This window comes from Mesorhizobium sp. WSM4830, assembly GCF_055811495.1.
This window is the reverse complement of the sequence record NZ_JBVVQI010000011.1, coordinates 75314-101683: the sequence shown is the minus strand read 5'-3', so window position 1 is coordinate 101683 and position 26370 is coordinate 75314. Positions and strand designations below refer to the sequence as shown.

Genomic DNA, 26370 nt, shown 5'->3' with positions numbered 1-26370 from the left:
ATTGAAGACTTGATATTGACTGAAGGCGGGGTTAGAAGCCGCCTTCACTAGCGGCGCGGTCTAGAACCCGCGCCGGATCTCTTCGCCGGAAACGGCGCCGGTGAACTGCCGGAGTGGGGCCATAGCTCAGTTGGGAGAGCGCTTGAATGGCATTCAAGAGGTCGTCGGTTCGATTCCGATTGGCTCCACCAGTTCTCGCCGCGAAAATCGCAGAACGGCCGCCCGTCCCGGGCTGGCCGCCGCCTATCGCGGAACCTAGCTGAGACATAAACAAGTATGATTGGCCGCCCGGCTTGGGCTCGCGGCTTCATTCAAAAGTGAGTGAGCCCGCGCCCGGTCAGTGCATTTTTCCGGCTGCAGTTTGAACCGCGAGCACCGGGTCTGGACCAGGCAGCGGGCTGAAAATGACGGCTGAGCAAAACTCCGTTACTTGTTGCAGTTCTGCATGTCCGACGTCATAGCGCCGCTGGGGGTGTTGTTGTCGGTATCGCTGCCCGCCGTATCCTTGCAGCGGTCCTCCATACCGTTTGTCTGCGGCGTGGCGTTCGTTGCGTTCGGATCGATCGTGTTCGGGGTAGTTGCGCTGCCGGTCCCGGTGTTGCCGCCGGAAGTGCCTGTGTTGACGCCGGTATTGCCATCGGTGCCACTGGTCCCGGAGCCCATCGATTGTGCCATGGCAGATGTGGCCAGGCCGATAGCAAGTATGGATGCAGAGAGAATTTTCATCATCTTAGTGTCTCCATCGAGTTGCATCGCTCTATCGCGATCTATACCAACGAGAGTTTTTTCGAGATGTTCCGTTGGGCAGAAATATTGATCGATACAATCACAATGGATCTTTGTTGCTCGTCGTTTCATGAATTCGGCCACGAAATTCCGACCGCATAGCGGCAATTTCGTCTGGAACCAAATCGAGCATGCCGCGTTGTTGCGCTTGCGGGGAGTTGTGTCGGCCGCAGGGGACAGTTTCACCAGGACATTCAGGAAATCCGTGAGCTGGGAGGGGCGCTGTGAGCGTGCTTGCATCCACAAGGCAATTGGATCACCGTCAAATACTGAACGCGCTGAAGGCTTTTCGGAGCGGTGATTTCTCTGTTCGCATCGACAATGTCTACGCCGGCCTCGATTCCGAGATCGCCGATACCTTCAACGAAATCGTAGAACTCAACGATCAGGTCACGCGCGAGTTCGAACGCCTCAGCAAGGTCGTCGGCAAGGATGGCCGGATCGGCGAGCGCGGCCGTGTCCGCAACGCCACCGGCAGCTGGGAATCGAGCGTCCGTTCCGTCAACGATCTGATTGAGGACATGGTTCAGCCGACGGCCGAAGTGGCGCGCGTCATCGGCGCGGTCGCCAAGGGCGACCTGTCGCAGACGATGATGGTCGAAATCGACGGCCGGCAGTTGCGCGGCGAATTCCTGCGCATCGGCAAGATCGTCAACACCATGGTCGGGCAACTGGCCTCCTTCGCCTCGGAAGTGACGCGCGTGGCGCGCGAGGTCGGCACCGAAGGCAAGCTCGGCGGCCAGGCCCGCGTGAAAGGTGTGGCCGGGACCTGGAAGGACCTGACCGACAACGTCAACGCCATGGCGACGAACCTGACCGGGCAGGTGCGCAACATCGCCGAGGTGACGACCGCCGTCGCTTCCGGCGACCTGTCGAAGAAGATCACCGTCGACGTAAAGGGCGAAATCCTCGAGCTCAAGAATACCATCAACACGATGGTCGACCAGCTCAATTCATTTGCCTCGGAAGTGACACGCGTTGCGCGCGAGGTCGGTACAGAAGGCAAGCTCGGCGGTCAGGCGCGCGTCGAAGGTGTCGGCGGCACCTGGAAGGACCTGACCGACAACGTCAACCTGATGGCCGAAAACCTGACCGGCCAGGTGCGCAATATCGCCGAGGTGACCACGGCTGTGGCGCTTGGCGACCTGTCGAAAAAAATCACGGTCGACGTCAAGGGCGAGATCCTCGAGCTGAAATCGACCATCAACACCATGGTCGACCAGCTGAACTCATTTGCCGGCGAAGTGACGCGCGTCGCCCGCGAAGTCGGCACCGAGGGCAAGCTCGGCGGCCAGGCTCAGGTGCGCGGCGTTGCCGGCACCTGGAAGGACTTGACCGACAACGTCAATTCGATGGCCGAGAACCTGACCGGCCAGGTCCGCAACATCGCCGAGGTGACGACCGCCGTCGCTTCGGGCGACTTGTCGAAGAAGATCACTGTCGCGGTGCAAGGCGAAATCCTCGAGCTCAAGGACACCATCAACACGATGGTCGATCAATTGAACTCCTTCGCGTCCGAAGTGACGCGCGTGGCGCGCGAGGTCGGCACCGAGGGCAAGCTCGGCGGCCAAGCCGAGGTGAAGGGGGTCGGCGGCACCTGGAAAGACCTGACCGATAACGTCAATCTGATGGCCGCCAACCTGACCGGCCAGGTCCGCAACATCGCCGAGGTGACGACCGCCGTTGCCCGCGGCGACCTGTCGAAGAAGATCACCGTCGACGTCAAGGGCGAAATCCTTGAGCTCAAGGACACCGTCAACACGATGGTCGACCAGCTCAACTCCTTCGCCTCGGAAGTGACGCGTGTGGCGCGCGAAGTGGGGTCGGAAGGCAAGCTCGGCGGCCAGGCGCATGTCGAGGGCGTCGGCGGCACCTGGAAGGACCTGACCGACAACGTCAACGCCATGGCCGGCAATCTGACCGTGCAATTGCGCGACGTCTCCAAAGTGGCGACGGCAATTGCGACCGGCGACCTGACCCAGAAGATCACGGTCGATGCATTGGGCGAGATCCTGCAGATCAAGGACGTCATCAACACGATGGTCGACCAGCTGAATTCCTTCGCCTCCGAGGTGACGCGCGTGGCGCGCGAGGTCGGTTCGGACGGCAAGCTCGGCGGCCAGGCACAGGTGCGCGGCGTTGCCGGCACCTGGAAGGACCTGACCGACAACGTCAACGCCATGGCTGCCAACCTGACCGGTCAGGTGCGCAACATCGCCGAGGTGACCACGGCGGTGGCGCTGGGCGACCTGTCGAAGAAGATCACCGTCGATGTTCGCGGCGAGATCCTCGAGCTCAAGGACACCATCAACACGATGGTCGACCAGCTGAATTCCTTTGCCTCGGAGGTGACGCGTGTGGCCCGCGAGGTCGGTACCGAAGGCAAGCTCGGCGGCCAGGCGCAGGTGCGCGGCGTTGCCGGCACCTGGAAGGATCTGACCGACAATGTGAATTCGATGGCCGAGAACCTGACTGGCCAGGTCCGCAACATCGCCGAAGTGACGACGGCTGTGGCGCGCGGCGACCTGTCGAAGAAGATCACCGTCGACGTCAAGGGCGAGATCCTGGAGCTGAAATCGACGATCAACACCATGGTCGACCAGCTGAACTCCTTTGCCGGCGAAGTGACGCGTGTCGCCCGCGAGGTCGGCACCGAGGGCAAGCTCGGCGGCCAGGCGCGGGTCGAGGGCGTTGCCGGCACCTGGAAGGACCTGACCGACAACGTCAACCTGATGGCGACGAACCTGACCAACCAGGTGCGCGGCATCGCCGAGGTCGTGACCGCGGTCGCGCAAGGCAATCTCAAGCGCAAGCTGACGGTCGATGCCAAGGGCGAGATCGCCTCGCTCGCCGACACCATCAATGGCATGATCGAGACGCTGGCGACCTTCGCCGACCAGGTGACCAACGTCGCCCGCGAAGTGGGCATCGAAGGCAAGCTCGGCGGCCAGGCCCGGGTGCCCGGCGCTGCCGGCCTTTGGCGCGACCTGACCGACAATGTCAATCAGCTCGCCGCCAACCTGACCACCCAGGTGCGCGCCATCGCCGAAGTGTCGACGGCGGTGACCAAGGGCGATCTGACCCGCTCGATCAGCGTCCAGGCCTCCGGTGAGGTCGCGGCGCTGAAAGACAACATCAACGAGATGATCCGCAATCTGAAGGACCAGACGCTGAAGAATGCCGAGCAGGACTGGCTGAAGACCAATCTCGCCCGCTTCTCGCGCATGCTGCAGGGCGAGCGCGACCTGGCCACGGTTTCGCGTCTGATCATGTCCGAACTCGCCCCGCTGGTGAATGCGCAATATGGCGTGTTCTACGTGACCAACCGCGACGAGGATGAATTCTATCTGGAACTCGCCGCCTCCTATGGCGCCGAAAGCAAGGCGGAGATCAAGCAACGCCTCGATCTGCGCGAAGGCCTTGTCGGGCAGAGTGCCGCCGACAAGCGCGCCATCATGCTGGACAATGTGCCGCCGAATTTCCTGCGCGTCACGTCCGGCCTTGGCAATGCAGCGCCAGCGAACGTGATCATTCTTCCGGCTCTGTTCGAGGACGAGGTGAAGGCCGTCATCGAACTCGCCTCGTTCAGCGAATTCCGCGACACGCACCAGTCGTTCCTCAACCAGCTGATGGAATCCGTCGGTATCGTTCTCAACACCATCGCCGCCACCATGCGCACCGAAGGCCTGCTCAAGCAGTCACAGCTGCTGACCTCGGAGCTGCAGGCGCGTCAGACCGAGTTGACCAAGAAGCAGGAGGAGCTGCACGCCACCAATGAGGAGCTGCAGGAAAAAGCACAGCTGCTCGAGAACGAAAAGAAGCAGGTGGAGAACAAGAACCTCGAAATCGAGATGGCGCGGCGGGCGCTGGAGGAGAAGGCCGAGCAGCTGGCGCTTACCTCGAAATACAAGTCGGAATTCCTCGCCAATATGAGCCACGAGCTGCGCACGCCGCTGAACTCGCTGCTCATCCTTTCAAACCTGCTCGCAACCAACCAGCAGGGCAATCTCAACGACAAGCAGGTCGAGTTCGCCCGCACCATCAATTCGGCCGGCACCGACCTTTTGAGCCTCATCAACGACATCCTCGACCTGTCGAAGATCGAATCGGGCACCGTCTCGATCGATATCAACGACATGCCGGTGGTGCATCTTCGCCAGCATATGGAGCGAACCTTCCGGCAGCTGGCGACCGACAAGGGACTTGGCTTCACCATCAACGTCGATCCAGAGCTTCCGGAGACCGTCCGCACCGACGAGAAGCGGTTGCAGCAGATCGTCCTCAATCTGCTGTCGAACGCGTTCAAATTCACTTCGCAAGGCGAGGTCCGCTTGAATTTCCGGGCCGAAAAGACGGGCCGTCACAACGGTTCGGCGCAACCGATGGAGGCGCTCGCGATCGTGGTCACCGATACCGGCATCGGTATTCCGCAGGACAAGCAGAAGCTGATCTTCGAAGCCTTCCAGCAGGCCGACGGCACCACAAGCCGCAAATATGGCGGCACAGGGCTTGGGCTCTCGATCAGCCGGGAGATCGCCCGGCTGCTCGGCGGCGAATTGCGGGTCGAGAGCACGCCGGGCAAGGGTTCGACGTTCACGCTGGTCATTCCATTCGACGGACCCCGGATGGCCTTGGCCCCGCAAGCGGCGTTGCTGCCGGCGATGGAGGTGGCCGCGACGACAGCGCAGCCGAGCCCGCCATCCTCCGAATTGCTCGATGATCGTGATACGATCTCACCGGAAGATCGGGTCGTGCTGATCGTCGAGGACGACCCGACCTTCGGCGGTTTGCTGCTCGGCCTCGCGCGTTCGGCCGGGCTGAAAGGCGTCCTGTCGACCGCCGGCTCCGGCACGCTGGCTTTGGCCCGCAAGCTGGTTCCCGACGCGATCACGCTCGATCTCGGCCTGTCGGATATCGACGGCTGGGTGTTGTTCGATCTGCTTCGCCATGACCCGAAAACCAAGGACATTCCCGTCCATGTCATCTCGGGCGCCGAAGACATCGAGGTGCTTGCCCGCAAGGGTGCCTCCAGCATTTCAACCAAGCCCGTGTCGTCGGACGAACTGATGAAGGTCTTCCAGGACATTCACTCCAGAAAGCTCCGCGTCCAGAGCCGCGTCCTGATTGCCGATCCCGATCCCGAGCGCCGCCTTTCGCTGATCGACGCGATCCGCGACGGCGTCACCTCGGTCACCGCGATCGGCCGCGTCGCGGCGAATGCGGACGATATCGGCATCGCCAACTATGATGCAATTGTGCTCGGCTTTGGCCGCTCGGCCAAGGACAACGCCCAGATGCTGGACGAGATTGCCGTCCTGTTCGGGCAGTCGGTGTCGCGGCTGCTGTTCTTTGCGCCGCATCCGGAAGCGCTGCAACAGTCGCTCGCCTTGCATCCGCCATTGGCGGATGTTCCGCGGGCGGAGAATTTCGCGCAGCTGGCTCTCCTGCTATCCGCAACGCTCCCCGGGCGAGGCCACGAAAACGATGATGTGGCAGCCGAACAGCCGGACAAATTCGACCTGGCCGGCGCAAAGGTCCTCATCGTCGACGACGACATCCGCAACATCTATTCGCTTACCAGCGTTCTCGAGACCTATGACATCCAGGTGCTGCATGCGGAGCGCGGCCGGGAAGGTATTGCGCTTCTGGAGCAGAGCCCGGACATTGATGCCGCACTGATAGACATCATGATGCCGGAAATGGATGGCTACGAGACGATGCGGCAGATCCGCGGCATGCCGGCGATCGCCCATATCCCGTTGATCTCGGTCACCGCCAAGGCAATGAAGGGCGATCGGCAGAAGTGCCTCGACGCCGGCGCCTCCGACTACATCGCCAAGCCTGTCGACCTCGATCTGCTGCTGGCATTGCTGCGTGTCTGGATCGGCCGTTCGCGATCCCGTGTCCATGGTCCGGAAAAGACGCTCATGGCAGTGAACTGACGGCCGCTCGATGCAGAAACTGTCGAGGCACGGAGCAAGAAAGCTGGAGGTCATGGCGCCGGCAGCGGGGCCGGCAAAGGCGCGCATCCTGGCCGTGGATGACGATGAACGCAATCTGCTGGCGATCGGCGAGGTTCTGGCGCCTATCGGTGATGTCGTCTGCGTGCAGTCGGGCGAAGAGGCGCTGCGCGCTCTGCTGAAGGAGGATTTCGCCGTCATCCTGCTGGACGTGCTGATGCCCCGGCTGGACGGCTACGAGACGGCGGGACTGATCCGCCAGCGCGAGCAATCCAGGCGAACGCCGATAATTTTTCTTACCGCCATCAACAAGGAAGACGCCCACATGCTGCGTGGCTATGACGCCGGCGCGGTGGATTACGTGTTCAAGCCCTTCGACCCGGCCATGCTGCGTTCCAAGGTCGCCGTGTTCGTCGAACTTCATGAGAAGACGCTCGAAATCCAGCGAAAGGCGGCTGCCGAGCAAGGGCTGCTGGCCCAGGCACTGCAGGCGCAGAAGGAAAAGCTCGAGGCCGAGCGGGCGCTGCGCAGCGCCCAGGAGCGGCAGCATGCCATTTTGAGCTCCCTTCCGGTCTGCTTCCACGCAAGGGCGGCGGAGCCGCCGTTCGGCGCCAGCTTTGTCACCGAAGGGGTCGAACGCCTGACCGGCTTTCCTCCCGAACGGCTGACCGCCGATCCAGACTTCGGCCTGAGCCGGGTTCATCCCGACGATCTGTCGAGAGTGAGGGAGGTCCTGCTCGCAGCCAAGGCCACCGGCTCCTACACCTGCGAATTCCGCTGGCAATGCGCCGACGGCAACTACCGGATTTTCCTCGACCAGGGCGTCCTGTCGAACGGCTCCGACGGCCAAAAGCCCGAGATCCTCGGCACGTTGCTGGACGTTACCGAGCGGCGCGAGCTTGAGAACCAGTTGCTGCAGTCGCAGCGCCTCGACGCGATCGGCAAGCTTACCGGCGGCCTGGCGCATGATTTCAACAATCTGCTTGCAGCAATTCTCAGCGGATTGGGATTGCTCGAGCGCCACGCCGAGTTCGATGGACAGGCCAGGCAGGTTCTGGAACTGACGCGCCGGTCGGCAAAACAAGGCGCCGAGCTCGTCAACCGCATGCTTGCCTTCTCGCGCCGCCAGACACTGAGGCCGCAGGCCGTGCGCCTCGCCGCGCTCGGCGATACAATGAACGGATTGGTGGCCCCGGTCCTGGGCGGCCTGATCCGCTTCGATTGGCTTGTCGACGACACTGTGTGGCCGGCGCATGTCGATGCCAGCCAGCTGGAGCTGGCGCTGATGAACCTGGTCTTCAACGCGCGCGATGCCATGCCGTCCGGCGGCACGATAATCGTGGAGGCGCAAAATCGAACGCTAGGCAGTGCAGCTGAGGATATTTCGGCGGGCGACTATGTCGTGGTCACCGTCAAGGACACGGGGTCGGGCATACCGGCCGGCATTCTCGCCAAGGTCGTCGAACCGTTCTTCACGACAAAACCGGTCGGCAAAGGCACTGGCCTCGGTCTGAGCACGGTGCATGGCTTCGTCAAGCAATCGGGCGGCACGCTCCGCATCGAGAGCACCGTCGGCAGTGGAACATCCGTCCAGCTCTGGCTGCCGCGTTCAATCGAGCGGCCGGTGGAAATCGCCGAGAAATCCGATGCCGACGACACCGTCGGGAATGCCGGCGAGGACTATCCGTCGGTCCTGCTGATCGACGACAGCAGCGTATTGCGGGAACTGACGGCGCAATCGCTTCGCCAACATGGCTTTGCGGTGACCTGTGCGGGGGGCGGTGCGGAAGCGCTGGCGATGATCGAGCGGGCGCCGTACGATTTCGACGTCATCGTCACCGATTTTGCCATGCCGCTCGTCTCGGGCCTGGAGGTCATTCGGTTCGCCCGCAATCTGCGAGCCGATTGGCCGGCGGTGATGATAACCGGATATGCCGACGCCGACGCGATCGCCGACCGGCCCCCCGACGTGCCGCTGCTCGGCAAACCACTGCGCGAAAAGGACCTGATGGAGAGCATTCTTGCAGCGGCCGCACCGGCTCGCAGAGGGCCAAGCAGGCCCAGCCGGTGAAGAAGCGGACCATTGGAACCTGACGTACAGGTTGTCGTTGGATAGGTCGTTAGCTGCGTTAGGATCGGAGGAAAGACTGATGGCGACAGCGGACTGGCCTCTTCCTGAACGCTTCACCTTTCAAGGGAACTCGATCGCCTGGGGCGCGATGGGCGAGGGCTGACCCGCGGTATTGCTGCATGGCACGCCTTTCTCATCGTCGGCATGGCGTAGAATTGCGCCTTTGCTCGGCCAACAGAGGCGAATCTATTGCTTTGACATGCTCGGCTATGGTCGATCCGACAAACCCGACAGCGACGTGTCCCGTGGCATGCAGAACGAGCTTTTCGCGGCCCTTTACGATCATTGGGGCCTGCGTGACCCCGATATCGTTGCGCATGATCTCGGCGGCTCAACAGCGTTGCGCGGTCATTTGCTCAACGGGCTCGACTACCGGTCGCTGGTGCTGATCGATCCGGTCGCAATCAGCCCGCAAGGCTCACCACTTGTTCAGGCCGCCAAGAAACACGAGACGGTCTTTTCCGGCCTCCCGCACTACATTCACGAAGCGATCCTGCGCGCCTACATCGGCGGCGCCGTAGCGAATGCGCTACGCGAGGAAGAGATGGCGCTTTACCTCGCGCCGTGGCTGGGAGCCGAAGGCCAAAAAGCCTTCTGGCGCCAGGTCGCTCAGATGGATGACAAATACTCGCAAGAGGTCGAGTGGCGATACGGTGAGATTCGTTGCCCCGTTGCCATCCTGTGGGGCGAGGACGACCAGTGGATTCCCATCGCCGACGGTCGCGAGCTCGCGCGCCGCATTTCGAGCGCTTCCTTCCACGTCGTGCCGAACGCGAAGCATCTTATGCAGGAGGACGCGCCGGAAGCGATCGTGGCGACAGTGCTTGGCTTCTGGCGAGACCTGGAGGAGCGGGCAAATGCCCGCAAAAAATCGGGGTTGGCCGCTCGATCTCCACCGCGTCAATGACCGCGTCGGGCGCCTCTATCCGGTAGCCGATGCGAAGGACAGGAATCCACTCCTTAGTGGCAGTCTTGAATCGAAACGGTACGTTTCGTATCGTTGACCTGGCAGCATCCAGCCTGTGCGCAACAAGGAGCGTCGGCCATGGCGCGCTCGACGGGCTGTGATGCGGTTGATAAGCCCTCTCCGCAAGGAGAGTCGAGACATGACCGTTGCGATCGAGATGGGCCAGACGAGCGCAGGCGCCCCGGCGGCGCTGGATCTTGAGGAACTGCTGGCGACGCGGCTTCTGGTGCAGGGCAATTCGGGTTCCGGCAAATCCCATCTGCTGCGCCGGCTCCTGGAGCAGAGCGCGCCCTGGGTGCAGCAGACGATCATCGACCCCGAGGGCGACTTCGTGACGCTCGGCGACCGTTTCGGCCATCTGGTGATCGATGCCGAGGAGCATACCGAACGCGGCCTGCAGAGCGCCGGCGAGCGGGCGCGCATCCACCGCGTCTCCACGGTGCTCAATCTCGAGGGGCTCGACGCCGAGAACCAGATGCGCCGCGCCGCCGCCTTCCTCGGCGGGCTTTTCGAGGTCGCCCGCGACCACTGGTACCCGATGCTGGTGGTGGTGGACGAGGCGCAGCTGTTCGCGCCGGCTGTGGCCGGCGAGGTTTCGGACGAGGCGCGCAAGCTCTCGCTCGGCGCCATGACCAATCTGATGTGCCGTGGCCGCAAACGCGGGCTGGCCGGCATCATCGCCACCCAGCGGTTGGCCAAGCTCGCCAAGAACGTCGCCGCCGAGGCTTCCAATTTTCTCATGGGCCGGACCTTTCTCGATATCGACATGGCGCGCGCCGCCGACCTTCTCGGCATGGAGCGGCGCCAGGCCGAGGCTTTTCGCGACCTCGAGCGCGGGCAATTCATGGCGCTCGGCCCGGCGCTGTCGCGCCGTCCGCTCGGCCTGCGCATCGGCCCGACCGATACAAGTCCGCGCAATGCGACCCCGCGCCTGATGCCGCTGCCGGAATCGGCACTGGAGGATGCACGCGCCATCATCCTGGCGGCCCCGCCGCCGGAAACCATCCGGCCGCAGCGCCGGTCGTCGCCAGACCTGCTCGATCAGCTGATGGCGGCAAAATCGGCGGCGTTGGAAATCCGCCCCGAACCGGCGGAGCCGCCGGTCAGCGCCGAGGATCTGGCGGAGCGGCGCGAGCGCGTCGACCGGGTGCTGCGCGCCGTGCTGGCGCAGCCCGATGCCGGCTTCCGTGTCATCGGCGTGCTCTATCAGGAGTTCGTGGTCCGCTGCCGCATCGAGGGCCTCGCCTCGGTCGTGCCCGACCTGCCCGAGTTCCGCCGCATGCTGACCCGCGCCCGCGCCGGCCTCGGTTCCGACATGGCCGGCGACGACGCCTGGCAGGACGTCTCGGCGCGCGCCTCGCTGCTGCCCGAGGATATGCAGGGCGTGTTCATGATGATCGCCCGCGCCGCCAAGGAGGGCTGGCCCTGCCCGAGCGACGCGGCGATCGCCCGCGCCTACGGCTCGCACTCGCTACGCCGCGCCCGCCGCCTGCTGAGCTATATCGAGGAACAGGGGCTGATCGTGTGCCAGCTCGACGGGGTTGGACGGCGGACGGTAACGCTGGTGGAGCTGGCCTGGGCGACGGCGCCGGGGGATCCTAATGGGGTGGAAGTGGAGCAGGGGAGGTTGGTCGTGTGAGATTGGCGCCACGCTGCTCGACGCACTGATTGGGATCGAGGTACGGCGGCGGGCTGATCGGCAGAAAGCCGCTACGGCTCTACATTGCCGGCGCGGTCACGGTGATGATCGGGTACATGCGCCCTGAGAGCATCCATGCCGTCTCCCAGCGGAGAAAATCCTGATGCTGGCTATTCTGCAGCTTGCCGCCGCCTCGGTGGGACCGTCTGCTGGCTGGTGGCGGTCAAATTGCGCGCTATCCTGATACTCTTGCTCAAGTGTCTACTCTGTGGCGGCAAGTCGCGAGCGGTTTCATGCGCATTTTCGAAGGAGGTTTGCGATGAAAATGTCCCGTTTTTTGAACACCGGCGCTGCGGCATGGCTGGTTGGAGCCCTGCTCAGCCTTGCCGCGCTCGGCGTCACGAAAGCGGAGGCTGCCGACATGCGCCAATTGTGCCACCAGGTGCGCAACAACGACACGATCCAGGACTATTCGCCCGCGCTTCGTGACGAAACGGTCCAGGCTTTCAAGGCGCTGGCTCCGGACGCTCAAATTGCGCCGGACGATTCCGAACTGCGGGCACAGGCCCAATATCGCTGCATGGACGGCAAGGTCATGGTCTGCTTCATCGGCGCCAACCTGCCCTGCACCAAGATGAACGCAGCACGCGACAATCCTGGTGCGGATGAGTTCTGCCGGCAGAATCCAAACGCGCAAGACGTTCCGGCCGTCGCGACGGGTCACGATACCGTTTATTCCTATCGATGCCGCAACGGCCAAGCTGAGATAGCAGACGACCTGTGGGAACTCGACGAACGGGGCTTCGCGAAGAAGCTTTGGGCCGAGCTACCCGATCGCTAAGTCCGCTCACGCTGCTGCGCGCCTGTTTTGGCTAGCCGGAGGATCGGAATGGGTCTCGACGTGGCAGTTTTCAAAAGCGCTTCGACCATGGAGCGGGAATTCCCCGGCTATCGCTTTCAGCGGGAACCGACAACGGGCGAATGCGAGGTGGTTCATCCCGAGGGCGCAAATCTCACCTGGGACGCTGTGACGGTGTGCGACTGGCGTGTCGGAAACATCGCCCACGTCGCCGCGCTTGGGGAGGTGATTGCCGGCCTTCTCGGCGAAGGCTCGGCCTTGGAACGGATTGTCCTTTTTTCAGCCTGCAGTGTCGGAGACGTCATCGGGGAGCCGAGCTTTGTCGAGCTTGAGCGCGAATTGCGGCTGCTCGAATCCAGCACCGACGCATGGGTTCGGGAATTTGCCGATGGACTATCGGAATTGATCCGCATGGCACGGCGCGAGAAAAACCCTATCGTGTTTGTGTGACCGGCAAGCCAAGCAGAGCCCCCCGCGCCATCATCCTGGCGGCCCCGCCGCCGGAAACCGTCCGGCCGCAGCGCCGCTCGTCGCCGGACCTGCTCGATCAGCTGATGGCGGCAAAATCGGCGGCGCTGGAAATCCGCCCCGAACCGGCGGAGCCGCCGGTCAGCGCCGAGGATCTGGCGGAGCGGCGCGAGCGCGTCGACCGGGTGCTGCGCGCCGTGCTGGCGCAGCCCGACGCCGGCTTCCGCGTCATTGGCGTGCTCTACCAGGAGTTCGTCGTCCGCTGCCGCATAGAGGGCTTCGCCGCGGTCGTGCCGGACTTGGCCGAATTCCGCCGCATGCTGACCCGCGCCCGCGCCGGCCTTGGCTCCGACATGGCCGGCGACGACGCATGGCAGGATGTCTCGGCGCGCGCCTCGCTGCTGCCCGAGGATATGCAGGGCGTCTTCATGATGATCGCCCGCGCCGCCAAGGAAGGCTGGCCCTGCCCGAGCGACGCAGCGATCGCCCGCGCCTACGGCTCGCACTCGCTACGCCGCGCCCGGCGCCTGCTGACCTATATCGAGGAGCAGGGGCTGATCGTCTGCCAGCTTGACGGGGTTGGACGGCGGACGGTGATGCTGGTGGAGCTCGCCTGGGCGACCGCACCGGGGGATCCGAATGCAGCGGAGATGGAGCAGGGGAGGTTGGCGCGCTAACGCCGAGAGCAACTGATGGGCAGACTCCCCCCGTCATCGAATGGCAAAGGAACAGAGACTGTGACGACTATCACAAAAGTCTATTTTGATGAGAGTGGACAGACGGGAACGCAGTTGCTTGACTTGGATCAGCCGTACTTTTCAATTGGTAGCACTGATATCCCTGAGCGAGAGGCACAAGGGATACTCGATCGCTGCTTCCATCGAAGCCAGGGGCGCGAACTCAAGGCCAGCAAGCTGCTTAGGCGGCCACAGGTTCGCCGAGGCTTCATCAATTTCGCAAGAGAGGTTGGCCGACAGCCTCATCGATTCTGCGCGGCAAAGATCAGCAAGCGTTTCACCGTGGTCTGCAAAATGGTCGATCATCTCATCGAGCCAATGCTGCATTCGCAAGGCTACGATTTCTATCGTGACAACTATGCCGCTCGCTTCGCGAACATGATGGCATTCGCATTCGAACACCTTTTAGAAAGGCCTGCTTCGGACGCGCTTCTCTTGGCATACAATGACTTCGCCCGTGCTCCTGACGTGGCAACTGCACATGCGCTTCGTCGTAAGCTTGAGGAGGGTATCGAAAATTGCCCAGATGGTGTCGAAAATTTCCTCCAACTAATGCTCGAGGGGACTGGGAGGCTTGATCAGGAAGATTTCGAATCGTTGGACGACTCAAATGATATCCATGTCACGGCGATTGTTGCCTGCATGGGGCACTGGCAGAATCAGCATTCTGGATCTTTCGAAGTAGTTCACGACGAGAGCATTCATTTCTTTGGTCGCAGCGACCGATGGACGATGATCACCATTCCTGCTTTGCCCGCGGAAGTTATCCACGTTGGAGAAAAGACACTTCGGCTACCAATCCCTGTGATCTCCACCAGGAGCGAGAGGAGTCACGAAAGCGCATCCTTGCAGCTTTGCGATCTGATTGCGGGATTTGTTTCTCGAGCTTCTGCGCCAATGGAAGACGATCTCCAATCTTTCGTAAAAGAGGTCATAGAGTCAGGATTGGGCGAGATGTCCGTTTTCCCGGTCGAGGCGGGACACGAATTCATTGATGGTCTGCCGGCAATTGCTACTGGACCCGACGCAATCGATCTAATTAGAGCAAATATTATCAAAGGAAGTCGTCAGAGGTAATATCGAATTCGGTACCCATCCGGGCGGAGCATGCTGTAGGCTCGCCTCTCTGGGCGTCTGCCCCTACCTGTCTTCGACAATCCTCAGGATAAAGTAACTGCTCAATGACGATCGGCCTTTGCGACCGGAAACAGGCAAGCCGGTCGCTATCTGATCTTGAAGGGGAATACGTGAACGACGATCTGCGATCATATTGCCTACGGCTGTTCGAGGCCTGCATTGCGCAGATCAGAAGCGGCAAACCCGGGCCTAGCCTGCTAATGTCCCGAGAATTCGAGGCGACTCTTGTGCATTTGTGCGAGCGCTTGAGGGCGGAACCAGCTAGCCTTGCGGCAGTCCCTGACAAGCAACATGTCAGGCTGGAAATGATCGTCAGGGCGAACCTGACGGACGCTTCTGATGGGATGGATCGGCTGCGCCATTGGCTGAGGGGCGCCACAGAAGTGACAGTGTGCGATCCCTATCTTCTCCAGTTCAACGCGACGGAAATGTATCCAGATATCGAAAGTTACGCGGAGGCATTGGTCGGGCTGTTTCCGTCATCGGCCAAGCGGATCGATCTCTATACCAACAGCTATAATAGCAAGGTCCGGCCGGCAGTCTTCCGGCTATTAAAGGAAGGTCGCAATGTTCGCCATTTCAGTTCGGGCGGTTTGCATGACCGGTTCATCATCAAGGATTGGTTGGAAGGCAAGGTTCTTGGCACGTCGTTCGGCGGATTCGGACGCAAGTTCTTCGCGATGATCGATCTGGAACCCGGCGATGTAGCTGCGGTAAGGTCAGAGCTTCACGAGCTTTGCCCCGATCCTATCCGATCGGGGCCTCGCCGAAGCCAAAAATAACGCTGTCAATCGACGCCAAGGTAAATCCGGCATGGTAAAGGAAAATTTCTGTTTGGAGTTGATTATCCGATGCACGTCAAGTCACTGGAACAGTAATGGAAGAGTAAAGATCGATGGCCGAGACCCAGATCGAGTGGACTGATGCCACATGGAACCCAGTCGCAGGGTGCTCCATCGTCACGGCTGGTTGCACCAATTGCTACGCCATGCAAATGGCACGCCGTCTGGAAGCCATGGGCGCCCCGAAGTATGAGGGCTTAACCCGTAACAGCGGCAAGCGCACCATCTGGAATGGAGTAGTACGGGAAGATCGCGCGTCGCTGACCATTCCTTACGCGTGGAGAAAGCCGCGCAAGATCTTCGTCAACTCAATGAGTGACCTTTTCCATGACTCCGTCAGCGAAGAGTTTATCGTCGATGTTTGGCGGGTCATGCGAGAGACACCACAGCACAGCTACCAGATACTCACCAAACGCCCTGAGCGAATGGCGGAGGTCGTCGCTCACGCCATTCCCGACATCCTCCCCAACGTTTGGCTCGGGACGAGCGTCGAGAGCACCGATGTCATTTCTCGAATTGATAGTCTGCGGACTGTGCCAGCCGCAATTCGCTTTATTTCGTTTGAGCCGCTCATAGGGCCCGTGGGCGCCGTAGACCTGACTGGCGTTCATTGGGCGATCGTCGGCGGAGAGAGCGGACGCAACGCGCGACCGATCCGCGAGAACTGGATCGATGAGATATACATGCAATGCTATATCTACAGCACCGCGTTTTTCTTTAAGCAGTGGGGCACTTGGGGCAAGGACAATAAGAAGCGTTCCAAGAAGGCAAACGGTCGTGAGTATCGGGGACGGACCTGGAACGAGATGCCTGCCGCCTTGGGGGCATAGCCAGGGAAGCGTCAATCTGGAGCGGGAATGGTCAAGAAGGCGTACGCTTGGGAGAATGGGGCTATACTGGACGAGCATAGTCGTCGGAAACATAAGATCCTCCGTGAATACTTTTATCAGTACATCACCGTGCGCTGTCAGAATCCACAGCAGAGCAAATTTCGCCTCGCTGTGGTTGACGGCTTTTCCGGCGGAGGTCGCTATGCTTGCGGTGCCGCCGGTTCGCCGATCATCTTCATCGAAGAGCTTCAGAGGGCGCTGGACGCGGTGAACATCCGCCGAGTCGGCCAAGGTCTCGGCACGGTGGAGATCGAGTGCCTCTTGATTCTCAACGATGCCACGCCGGGCGTTACGGAATCCTGCGAGGATACTGTGAGCCGCTGGTCGGCGCTCTAAAGTCGACCTGCCCAAAACTGCTCCTCAGCGTCACCTACCTAAGCAGTGAGTTTGAAGAGGCTTATCCGTTCGTCAAGAACCTCATTGCCGGGCGCTTTCGAAACGTCCTCTGGAACCTCGACCAATGCGGTCACGTCCAGGTTGACGTTGCCACAATTGGTGAGATTATGCGATCCACCCCGTCGGTGGAAATCTTCTACACCTTCGCCATCGATAGCCTTTTGACGTTCCTGAGCCGAACCAATCCGGAGTTGATGGCAAAACAAATTCGACATCTCGATATCAATCCGACGGACCTGCGGGCGATAGACGGGATCGCGAGCAATGAGGCCTGGCTCGGCGCGGCCGAGCGCATTGTGTTTGAGGCGTTTCATAACTGCGCCCCATACGTCAGTCCGTTCTCGATCACCAATCCGAAAGGTTGGCGATATTGGCTGATCCACTTCGCCAACAACTATCGGGCTCGTCAGGTCTATAACGACGTTCTGCACGACAATGGCACCCAAGCGCACTTCGGGCTACCGGGGCTTCACATGCTGCACTATGACCCTGCCAAGGAGGGCGGCCTTTATCTTTTCGAAGCCGAGGATCGCGCGGAAGCTAAGCTCAAGCTGCTTTCCGACATTCCACGTTTTGTAGCAGAGTCGGGGGACGCCATGCTAGTTGGGGACTTTTATGCAACTGCTTACAGCGCGACGCCAGCCCACAAGGACGACATCCACAGTGCGATGCTGGAGAACGAAGACCTAGAAGTAGTCACGCCTGCTGGTGGCGTCAGGCGCAAGATTCACCAAGTCTCCGTCGGCGATACGCTTCGGCTGAAGAATCAAAGGTCGTTCTTCATGCTGTTCGGCAACAAGCCGAAGTCCTAATCGTGCCAGTTCGGCTGTCTAGACCGCCGTCTGGTCGTCCGGCAAATGATCATCCTTTGCTGACCAGGGAGCGACCGGCATGAGTGTCTGGCAAGCCTTCGACGTTCCGCCGGCGGGTTATGCCAACTTGCTAAGCAAGGCTATCGAAATCACCGAAGGCAACGTTGGCGATCTACTGTGGCCTGTCGATGAGGGCTTGCAAGTAATTTTTAGCGATTATTCCGGTCAGCACAGCCAGGCGACCCATGAAGTCTACTCGTTCCTAATCACAACCTGGGATAGTCTACAAGACTGGCTGCCTCTACGCGAGGCGTTTCGCGACAGATGGCTTCCCGACAAACGTCGAATATCTTTCAAGCAATTACGTGAACCCATGCGTCGGCGCGCCTATCCGCATTTCCTGGAAATTGCCGGAGCTCTCCCAGCTAATCTCGTGACAGTCATGATTGACAACCGGGTCGGAAGCTTTATCGATGGTGGACCCCAGGCGCTTGCGGCGGTGCTCGATGACTGCTTTGTCCCAGGCTCCTCGCCAAACAGTATTGAGAAGATCTACCGGCTGGCCCTGTTCATCGCGATGATTCAGGCGGGCCTACGCCGTGAAGACCAGCGCTCGCTTTGGGTCAGCGATCACGATGAAACCCTCGACACTTTCGACAAACGCGACCGTTTTAGCCGCCTTGCGACCTATCTAACCGTGGGGCTAACCGGCCGCCGCAATTCCGCTGATCAGAACTTTATGACCACGGACGCCAATAACTTGCCCGATTGGATTGAGGACTTAGCGAGCATTCCCGACATTGCCGCCGGAGCCTGCGCAAGTCTTAGTGGCAAGCTACCGCTCTTTATGGAACAAAGAACCTGGACGGTCGGCATGGTCTATGGCGACAATGTGGATTGGCGGGCCAGGACGTTTGGCGACTGGCTTTCGTCGCCTCAGGGGGTGCTTCGACACGTGCTTCTAAGGCTTGCACCGGACACCCAAGGGCAGATCCGCGCCTCAGCTCAGAAGTTCGTGCGGCGGCCCTAGTTTTCCGATCCAACGTGCCGCCAGTAAGCGGCCGTTCCCAACGTCCGCTGGAAAGTTGGCTATCCAAAGTGCATTCAATCGGGAGATATTAAGGTCAAAGTAGCCCCGCGTCAGCCCTCCCTACCGGTCCTCAATTATCCGCAATAAGCCGCTGTCACAAACCGCACGATCAGCCCGAACAATACCCTTCTCGCCCCTCGATCATCTGCAAGATCGTCAGCAGGGTGCGTCAGCACTGTGAGGATCAGCGCCTCGATATGGTGCCGGTGTAGCCGCCGCGGCCGCCGAAAATCGCGGTTCCCCGACGACGGCGGCGGTCACCTAAGGCAGCACCAGCGGTTCGGCGAGCGACAGCGCCTTGATTAGGCTGATGTAGAGCAGTGCCGGCGAGCACGCTCGAGATGATGTAGGGCACGGTGATCGCCTGCCAGGAGCAGACGCCGGACAGGCGAGTTGCCCGTTCGTTGTCGCCAGTCGCCGCATCCAACTCCTCAGGCGGCGCACCGCCTTGTTTCCGTGAATCTCGCCATGCCGCATTGCACAATCGTCTCGCCTGCGCAAAATGCGGCATGATCCGCAAATCCCTCACTGTCCTGGTGATCGATGAAAACCACATCCGCGCTTCGATAATCGAAGCGGGACTGCGGGAGGCCGGGCATCAGCAGGTCACGGTCATCCACGACGTCGCCGGCATAGCGCGGCGGATCGCCGAGATCGAACCCGATGTGATCGTCATCGACCTCGAAAATCCCAACCGCGACATGCTCGAAAACATGTTCCAGCTTTCACGCGTGGTGAAGCGGCCGATCGCCATGTTCGTCGACCGCTCGGACCAGGCGTCGATCGAAGCCGCGGTGGAAGCCGGGGTCTCGGCCTATGTCGTCGACGGGCTGCGCCAGGAGCGCGTCAAGCCGATCCTCGACATGGCGATCAGCCGCTTCAATGCGTTTTCGCGCATGGCGCGCGAACTGGAAGAGGCCCGCAGCGAATTGGAAAGCCGCAAGGTGATCGATCGCGCCAAGGGCATACTGATGAAGTCGCGCGGCCTGTCGGAGGACGCGGCCTATACGCTGCTGCGCAAGACCGCCATGAACCAGAACCGCAAGATCGCCGAAATCGCCCATAGCCTGGTGACGGCGGCAGGCCTTCTGGATCCCGAGGAGAGTTGACGATGGCGGCCGAGCACCGGATCAATGCTGGCTTCATGCCGCTCTTCGACAGCGCTGTCCTTGTCGCGGCGAAGGAAATCGGCTTCGCCCTGCGTGAAGGCGTCGACCTGATGCTCAACCGGGAAACGTCGTGGGCCAACATCCGCGACCGCATCGCCATCGGCCATTTCGATCTGGCGCACATGCTGGGGCCGATGCCGATCGCCTGCAATCTGGGGCTGACGCCGCTCGCCTCCGACACGGTCGTGCCGTTCTCGCTCGGCCTCGGCGGCAATTGCGTCACCGTTTCGAACGCGGTCTGGGCAGGCATGGCCGCGCACGGCGCCCGGCCCGACCTCGATCCGGCGCGGGCCGGCAGGGCGTTGGGTGCGCTGATCCGCGAACGGGCGAATGCCGGCGGCGATCCGCTGCGCTTCGCCGTCGTCCATCCGCACTCCGGGCACAATTACGAACTGCGCTACTGGCTCGCCGCCTGCGGCATCGACCCGTCGCGTGAGATCGAAATCGTCATCGTGCCGCCCCCCTTCATGGCCGACGCGCTCGCCGCCGGCAGGATCGACGGCTACTGCGTCGGCGAACCGTGGAACAGTGCTGCAGTCGTCGCCGGCACCGGCCATATCGCCACGGTCAAGGCAGCCATCTGGAAGACCAGCCCGGAGAAAGTCGTCGGCGTGCGCAAGGCATGGGCGGAAAAACAGCCGGACGCGCTTTCGGCCCTGCTGCGCGCGCTGCATCATGCGGCGCGCTGGTGCCAGGATCCGGCAAACCGCGGCGAACTCGCGGCCCTGATGGCGCAGCCGGCCTTCCTCGGCCTTGCGCCGGCGCTGCAGATGCCGATCCTCAGCGGCCATCTTGCGCTCGGCGGCGGCGCCGAACTCAGCGTCGGCGACTTCTTTCTGCCCTTCGACAAGGCGGCGAACTTCCCGTGGAAGAGCCATGCGCTGTGGTTCTACACGCAGATGGTGCGCTGGGGGCAGGTCAAGCACAGCGCCGCCAATATGGCGCTGGCACGCGAGACCTATCGGCCCGACCTCTATCGCGCGGCGCTGAAGCCGCTCGGCGTCGCTCTGCCGGGCGCCAATTCCAAGGTCGAGGGGGCGCTTACGGTTGCCACGCCGGTCGGCTCGGCCGGCGCCAGCCTGGTACTCGGTCCCGATGGTTTCTTCGATGGCCAGATCTTCGATCCCGACGAGATCGACGCCTACATTGCCGGCCAGAAATTGGCGCGCACTGACGCCTGATCATTTCCGCGCCATTCTTGTGCATTGCACAAAAAATGTGCGTGCAACTGCGCTAATGAACAATCCTTAGCTTGCGCGCCCAGCGGGCCGGCGCGCCGAAGATTGTGGCATGTCATTGATCTCATTGATGTTTGTCATCCATTCCGAAACTGGCACGGTTCCTGCTTTGTAATAGGCAGACTCTTCTCGGAGTCACGGAATGCGCGTCCAATGGCGGGCGCTACAGGCAAAGCTGCCGCTCAGGTCAACACGCGATCCCGGATGGACGGACGCGCGAGGCCTGGCCGGCGGCTTTTTTGTTTTCACGCAATCGACGGCGCCGATCCCAAGCCGCGCCCAACCGGAGATGACGATGACGAAACGCATCAAGAGCCATTCCGCGCAGACCATCAGCCGTCGCGATTTCCTGAGGATCAGTGCGGCCACCGCGGCGACGCTGGCCGCGGCGCGTGCGCTGCTTCCCTCCGGCGCCTATGCGGCACCCGCCGCGCCGGAAGTCACCGGCGCCAAGCTCGGCTTCATTGCGCTGACCGACGCGGCGCCGCTGATGATTGCCAAGGAGAAAGGCCTGTTCGAGAAATTCGGCATGCCCGATGTCGAGGTGCTCAAGCAGGCCTCCTGGGGGGCGACACGCGATAATCTGGTGCTCGGCGGCGAAGCCAACGGCATTGACGGTGCCCATATCCTGACGCCGATGCCTTATCTGATGCACACCGGCAAGGTGACGCAGAACAACCAGCCGCTGCCGATGGCGATCGTGGCGCGGCTCAACTACGACTGCCAGGGCATTTCCGTCGCCCAGGAATATGCCGCCACCGGCGTCGGCCTCGACGCCTCCAAGCTGAAGGAGGCCTTCGCCGCCAAGAAGGCCGCGGGCAAGGAGGTCAAGGCCGCCATGACCTTCCCGGGCGGAACGCACGACCTCTGGCTGCGCTACTGGCTGGCCGCCGGCGGCATCGATCCCGACAAGGACGTCTCGACGATCGTCGTGCCGCCACCGCAGATGGTTGCCAACATGAAGGTCGGCAACATGGACGTGTTCTGCGTCGGCGAGCCGTGGAACGAGCAGCTCGTCCATCAGGGCGTCGGCTTCACCGCCGCCACCACGGGCGAACTGTGGAAGGGCCATCCGGAAAAGGCGCTCGGTCTGCGCGCCGCCTTCATCGACAAATACCCGAACGCCACCAACGCGATCCTGATGGCCGTCATGGAAGCCCAGCAATGGTGCGAGGCCAAGGAAAACAAGGACGAAATGGCCGCCATCATCGGCAAGCGGCAGTGGATGAACGTGCCGACAGCCGACATCAGCGGCCGCCTCAAAGGCGACATCAATTACGGCAATGGCCGCGTCGCCAACGGAACCGACCTCTATATGAAGTTCTGGCAGGGCGGCGTGTCCTATCCCTTCAAGAGCCACGACAGCTGGTTCCTCGCCGAAAACATCCGCTGGGGCAAGTTCGCGCCGACCACCGACATCAAGGCGTTGGTTGCGCAGGTCAATCGCGAGGATCTGTGGCGCGAGGCGGCCAAGGATCTTGGTGTCGCCGCGGCCGATATTCCGGCGTCTTCGTCGCGCGGCCCCGAAACCTTCTTCGACGGCAAGATCTTCGATCCGGAGAACCCGTCCGCCTATCTCGACAGCCTGAAGATCAAGGTGTCGGCCTGACCCTGACATAGACGCGCGGGGCAGGCGGTGGCAACGCCGGCTGCCTTGCACGTGCCGCCATGGAGTTTTTCGAAAAAATGTCTATGCAAGCCATCGAGGACAGCAAGGTCAAGCCGTTCCCAGCGCCGGCCAAGCCCGCCGAGGTCATCGCGTTCACAGCCAGGGCGCGGCGCCGCTTCGACCCGGCCGCGATCGCCGGCAAGCTGGCAAGCACGCTGGTGCCGCCGGTCATTGTCATCACCATCATGCTCGTCGTCTGGCAGGTCGCCTGTTCGTCGCCCACAGCCAGCCTGCCACCGCCAAGCCAGGTGTGGAACGAGGCCTATGACCTGATCGCCCACCCGTTCTTCGACAATGGCCCGCAGGACATCGGGCTCGCCTGGCGGGTGCTGATGTCGCTGCAGCGCGTCGCCATGGGCTTCGGCTTGGCGGCAATCGTCGGCGTCGCGCTCGGCGCCCTCGTCGGCCAGTCGATCTGGGCGATGCGCGGCCTCGATCCGGTCTTCCAGATCCTGCGCACGGTGCCACCGCTCGCCTGGCTGCCGCTGTCGCTGGCGGCGTTCCGCGATTCCAGCCCGTCGGCGATCTTCGTCATCTTCATCACCTCGATCTGGCCCATCATCATCAACACCGCGGTCGGTGTCCGCAACATCCCCGAGGACTACCGCAACGTCGCCCGTATCCTCCGGCTCAACCAGTTCGAGTTCTTCGTGAAGATCATGGTGCCGGCGGCCGCGCCTTACATCTTCACCGGATTGCGGATCGGCATCGGCCTGTCGTGGCTGGCCATCGTCGCCGCCGAAGTGCTGACCGGCGGCGTCGGCATCGGCTTCTTCATCTGGGACGCGTGGAACTCGTCGCGGCTGCCCGACATCATCGTCGCACTCGCCTATATCGGCGTCACCGGCTTTTGCCTCGACCGCCTGGTCGCGGCGGTCGGCGTCTTCGTCACCCGCGGCACAACGGCAAAGTGAGGAGAGCGCCATGACGGCCTATCTGAAGCTCGACCATATCGACAAATCCTTCGCCCGCGGCAGCCAGGTCAGCGACGTCCTGAAGGACATCCGGCTGACCATCGACAAGGGCGAATTCGTCTCCATCATCGGCCATTCAGGCTGCGGCAAGTCGACCTTGCTCAACCTGATCGCCGGCCTGACCAAGGTCTCGGCCGGCGCCGTGCTGCTCGAGGACAAGGAGGTCGACAGCCCCGGTCCCGAACGCGCCGTGGTCTTCCAGAATCACTCGCTGCTGCCATGGCTGACCGTCTACGAAAACATCAATTTGGCAGTCACGAAGGTCTTTGGCCGGAGCAAGAGCCGGGCCGAGCGGCATGACTGGATCATGCGCAATCTCGATCTCGTGCAGATGGCGCATGCCAAGGACAAACGTCCGGCCGAGATATCGGGCGGCATGAAGCAGCGCGTCGGCATCGCCCGGGCGCTGGCAATGGAGCCGAAGATCCTGCTGCTCGACGAGCCCTTCGGCGCGCTCGACGCGCTGACGCGCGCCCATCTTCAGGACGCGGTGATGGATATCCATTCCAGGCTCGGCTCGACGACGATCATGATCACCCATGATGTCGACGAGGCGGTGCTGTTGTCCGACCGCATCGTGATGATGACCAACGGCCCGGCGGCCACCATTGGTGAGGTTCTTCCCGTGCCGCTGGCCCGGCCGCGCCGGCGCATCGAGCTTTCCTCCGACCGCACCTTCCTGCGCTGCCGCGAGGCGGTGCTGAAATTCCTTTACGAACGCCACCGCTTCGTCGAGGCCGCGGAGTAAGGCGATAACGGAAAACTCGTCATCATCATTGGCAATCTGCATCGGCAATGGGCAATCTACCGCATTGCACAAATATTATGCTGCTGTGCAAGGCATTCTGACTAATCTTTGATCCGCTGCCGAGCTTGCTCAAAAGTCGCGCGGCTGCAGTTCACATTGATTTCATTCGATAATTCAGAGCGCTGTCGAATTGGCACGCTTCCTGCTTTCCAAAATGTAGGTCCGCAAGGGCCAAGTGACACGGCGTCCAATGGCGGGCGCCACAGGCAAAGCTGCCGCTCAGGTCCACACGCGCTCCCGGAACCCCGGACGCGAAGACCTGGCCGGCGGCTTTTTTGTTTTGACGCAATCGACGGCGCTGGTCCCAAGCGGCGCCCAACCGGAGACGACGATGATGAAACGGATCGGAACTGGCGCGTCCCTCGCGGACTTCACACGCCGCGATTTTCTGGCCGTCAGCGCGCTGACCGCGATGCCGCGCCGCTGACAGTCGCGAACGAACAGACAAGGGCGGTGCCTCCCACGCCGCAAACCGGAGCCAGAAAATGACCGCAAATCTCCCAGCAGCGCCCAGCCAGGACAGTGCTCCCCGGCAGGCGCTTGCCATGTCCACCATCGCCTTCACCGTCTGCTTCGCGGTGTGGACGATCTTTTCAATCATCGGCGTGCGCATCAAGCAGGAGCTGGGCCTGAACGAGACGGAGTTCGGCCTGCTCGTCGGCACGCCGATCCTCACCGGCTCGCTCGTGCGTATGGTGCTCGGTGTCTGGACCGACCGTTTTGGCGGACGGCTGGTATACACCGCGACTATGCTTGCGGCGGCGGTCGCGACCTTTCTGCTCGCTTTTGCGCACACCTACGGGCAGATGCTGGTCGCTGCGCTAGGCGTTGGGCTCGCCGGCGGTTCCTTCGCCGTCGGTGTCGCCTATGTCTCGCGCTTCTTCCCGGCCGGCAAGCAGGGCACGGCGCTTGGCATTTTCGGTGTCGGCAATGTCGGCGCCGCGGTCACCAAGTTCCTGGCACCGTTCGTGCTTCTCTCCTGGGGCTGGCAGTCGGTCGCGCTGATCTGGGCGGCAGCACTCGTCGTCATGGCCGCCGTCTTCTGGTTCACGACCGGCGACGATCCGGTCATCCGCGAGCGCCGCGCCGGCAAGGCAGCGCCCGCGAGAAGCTTCTGGCAGGAATTCGCGCCGCTCAAGAACCTGCAGGTCTGGCGCTTCGCCTTTTATTATTTCTTCGCCTTCGGTGCATTCGTGGCGCTCTCGCTGTGGCTGCCCCGCTACCTGATCGGCGTCTACGGCTTCGGGCTTGCGACCGCCGGCATGATCGGAGCGGCCTATTCAATTCCGGCAAGTATTTTCCGCGCCTATGGCGGCGTGCTTTCCGACCGGATCGGCGCCCGCACCGTGCTCTACTGGACCTTCGCTGTCAGTGCCGCCGCGACTCTCGTTCTGTCTCTCCCCTCGGCAGACTACGTCGTGCGCGGTGTCAGCGGGCCGATCGCCTTCCATTTCGAGGTCGGCCCGCTCGCCTTCATAGCCGTTGCATGTGTGCTCGGCTTCTTCATGAGCCTTGGCAAGGCTGCCGTCTACAAGCACATCCCGGCTTACTATCCGCAGAGTGTCGGCGCGGTCGGCGGCGTTGTCGGCATGATTGGCGGGCTCGGCGGCTTTATCCTGCCAATCGTCTTCGGCGCGCTCAACGACCTCACCGGCGTCTGGTCGAGCTGCTTCATGCTGCTCTTCGTCATCGTCGCCACCTGCTTTGCCTGGATGCATTTTTCCATCCGGCGGATGGAGCGCACGGCGTCTGACGAAGCGTCAGGCCTTTCCTACGCGGCTGAGTGAGACCGGAGTGG

At 61.9% G+C, this 26370-nt stretch carries 20 protein-coding genes, 1 tRNA gene and 2 pseudogenes; 21 read left to right on the top strand and 2 right to left on the bottom strand.

Annotated elements, in window-relative coordinates; translation table 11 throughout:
- The first annotated feature begins 115 nt into the window (after positions 1-115).
- Positions 116-191 (top strand) — tRNA-Ala (locus tag AC0L2Y_RS16190).
- A gap of 235 nt (positions 192-426) precedes the next feature.
- Here AC0L2Y_RS16190 and AC0L2Y_RS16185 read toward each other — a convergent pair.
- Entirely contained in the window at positions 427-972 is a 546-nt protein-coding gene (locus AC0L2Y_RS16185; protein ID WP_473557683.1) for a hypothetical protein, read from the bottom strand.
- Between the two features lie 44 nt (positions 973-1016).
- On the opposite strand from AC0L2Y_RS16185, the gene AC0L2Y_RS16180 reads away from it, so the two are divergent.
- The 13 genes and pseudogenes from AC0L2Y_RS16180 (at position 1017) to AC0L2Y_RS16120 (ending at position 18654) form a co-directional block, all read left to right on the top strand.
- The gene (locus AC0L2Y_RS16180; RefSeq protein WP_473557844.1) at positions 1017-6728 is read left to right on the top strand and encodes a HAMP domain-containing protein; all 5712 of its coding nucleotides are present in this window, start codon (positions 1017-1019) and stop codon (positions 6726-6728) included.
- A 52-nt stretch (positions 6729-6780) separates the two neighbouring features.
- Entirely contained in the window at positions 6781-8817 is a 2037-nt protein-coding gene (locus tag AC0L2Y_RS16175; RefSeq protein ID WP_473557681.1) for a response regulator, read from the top strand.
- Positions 8818-8989: 172 nt separating this feature from the next.
- The gene (locus tag AC0L2Y_RS16170) at positions 8990-9784 is read left to right on the top strand and encodes an alpha/beta fold hydrolase (RefSeq protein ID WP_473557679.1); all 795 of its coding nucleotides are present in this window, start codon (positions 8990-8992) and stop codon (positions 9782-9784) included.
- A gap of 199 nt (positions 9785-9983) precedes the next feature.
- Positions 9984-11483 carry a helicase HerA domain-containing protein gene (locus tag AC0L2Y_RS16165; protein ID WP_473557677.1) on the top strand — a complete coding sequence of 500 codons (1500 nt, stop codon included), beginning with the start codon at positions 9984-9986 and terminating at the stop codon, positions 11481-11483.
- A gap of 319 nt (positions 11484-11802) precedes the next feature.
- The gene (locus AC0L2Y_RS16160; RefSeq protein WP_473557674.1) at positions 11803-12324 is read left to right on the top strand and encodes a hypothetical protein; all 522 of its coding nucleotides are present in this window, start codon (positions 11803-11805) and stop codon (positions 12322-12324) included.
- 48 nt (positions 12325-12372) lie between these two features.
- A complete protein-coding gene (locus tag AC0L2Y_RS16155) occupies positions 12373-12792 on the top strand; it encodes a hypothetical protein (RefSeq protein WP_473557672.1) in 420 nt (139 codons plus the stop codon).
- Positions 12793-12815: 23 nt separating this feature from the next.
- A pseudogene (locus AC0L2Y_RS16150) lies at positions 12816-13487 on the top strand (ATP-binding protein); the annotation flags it as partial.
- 60 nt (positions 13488-13547) lie between these two features.
- Entirely contained in the window at positions 13548-14624 is a 1077-nt protein-coding gene (locus tag AC0L2Y_RS16145) for a DUF3800 domain-containing protein (protein ID WP_473557669.1), read from the top strand.
- A gap of 104 nt (positions 14625-14728) precedes the next feature.
- Positions 14729-15466 (top strand): hypothetical protein, encoded by a 738-nt coding sequence (locus AC0L2Y_RS16140; RefSeq protein WP_473557667.1) that lies wholly within the window; start codon positions 14729-14731, stop codon positions 15464-15466.
- A gap of 113 nt (positions 15467-15579) precedes the next feature.
- Complete coding sequence (locus tag AC0L2Y_RS16135) at positions 15580-16356, top strand: DUF5131 family protein (RefSeq protein ID WP_473557665.1); 777 nt, start codon at positions 15580-15582, stop codon at positions 16354-16356.
- A gap of 27 nt (positions 16357-16383) precedes the next feature.
- Positions 16384-16752 carry a three-Cys-motif partner protein TcmP gene (gene tcmP, locus AC0L2Y_RS16130; RefSeq protein ID WP_473557663.1) on the top strand — a complete coding sequence of 123 codons (369 nt, stop codon included), beginning with the start codon at positions 16384-16386 and terminating at the stop codon, positions 16750-16752.
- A complete protein-coding gene (tcmP, locus tag AC0L2Y_RS16125) occupies positions 16671-17624 on the top strand; it encodes a three-Cys-motif partner protein TcmP (protein ID WP_473557661.1) in 954 nt (317 codons plus the stop codon). The genes tcmP (AC0L2Y_RS16130) and tcmP (AC0L2Y_RS16125) overlap by 82 nt, the downstream gene beginning before the upstream one ends.
- 79 nt (positions 17625-17703) lie before the next feature.
- Positions 17704-18654 (top strand): hypothetical protein, encoded by a 951-nt coding sequence (locus AC0L2Y_RS16120; protein WP_473557658.1) that lies wholly within the window; start codon positions 17704-17706, stop codon positions 18652-18654.
- Positions 18655-18774: 120 nt separating this feature from the next.
- On the opposite strand, the pseudogene AC0L2Y_RS16115 reads toward AC0L2Y_RS16120, so the two are convergent.
- Positions 18775-19132 (bottom strand): annotated as a pseudogene (locus AC0L2Y_RS16115) (ABC transporter permease); the annotation flags it as partial.
- A 91-nt stretch (positions 19133-19223) separates the two neighbouring features.
- Between AC0L2Y_RS16115 and AC0L2Y_RS16110 the strand changes: the two are divergent.
- The 7 genes from AC0L2Y_RS16110 to AC0L2Y_RS16080 all read left to right on the top strand — a co-directional run bounded on the left by AC0L2Y_RS16110 (position 19224) and on the right by AC0L2Y_RS16080 (position 26359).
- Positions 19224-19823: an ANTAR domain-containing response regulator gene (locus tag AC0L2Y_RS16110; RefSeq protein WP_473557657.1), complete on the top strand. Its 600-nt coding sequence runs from the start codon at positions 19224-19226 to the stop codon at positions 19821-19823.
- A gap of 2 nt (positions 19824-19825) precedes the next feature.
- The gene (locus AC0L2Y_RS16105) at positions 19826-21064 is read left to right on the top strand and encodes a CmpA/NrtA family ABC transporter substrate-binding protein (RefSeq protein WP_473557654.1); all 1239 of its coding nucleotides are present in this window, start codon (positions 19826-19828) and stop codon (positions 21062-21064) included.
- 352 nt (positions 21065-21416) lie between these two features.
- Complete coding sequence (locus tag AC0L2Y_RS16100; RefSeq protein WP_473557652.1) at positions 21417-22730, top strand: CmpA/NrtA family ABC transporter substrate-binding protein; 1314 nt, start codon at positions 21417-21419, stop codon at positions 22728-22730.
- 77 nt (positions 22731-22807) lie between these two features.
- The gene (gene ntrB / locus AC0L2Y_RS16095; RefSeq protein WP_473557649.1) at positions 22808-23704 is read left to right on the top strand and encodes a nitrate ABC transporter permease; all 897 of its coding nucleotides are present in this window, start codon (positions 22808-22810) and stop codon (positions 23702-23704) included.
- Positions 23705-23714: 10 nt separating this feature from the next.
- A complete protein-coding gene (locus AC0L2Y_RS16090; RefSeq protein ID WP_352487941.1) occupies positions 23715-24512 on the top strand; it encodes an ABC transporter ATP-binding protein in 798 nt (265 codons plus the stop codon).
- A gap of 250 nt (positions 24513-24762) precedes the next feature.
- Positions 24763-24999 (top strand): hypothetical protein, encoded by a 237-nt coding sequence (locus tag AC0L2Y_RS16085; RefSeq protein ID WP_473557646.1) that lies wholly within the window; start codon positions 24763-24765, stop codon positions 24997-24999.
- Between the two features lie 58 nt (positions 25000-25057).
- Entirely contained in the window at positions 25058-26359 is a 1302-nt protein-coding gene (locus AC0L2Y_RS16080) for an MFS transporter (protein WP_352487943.1), read from the top strand.
- Positions 26360-26370: the final 11 nt, after the last annotated feature.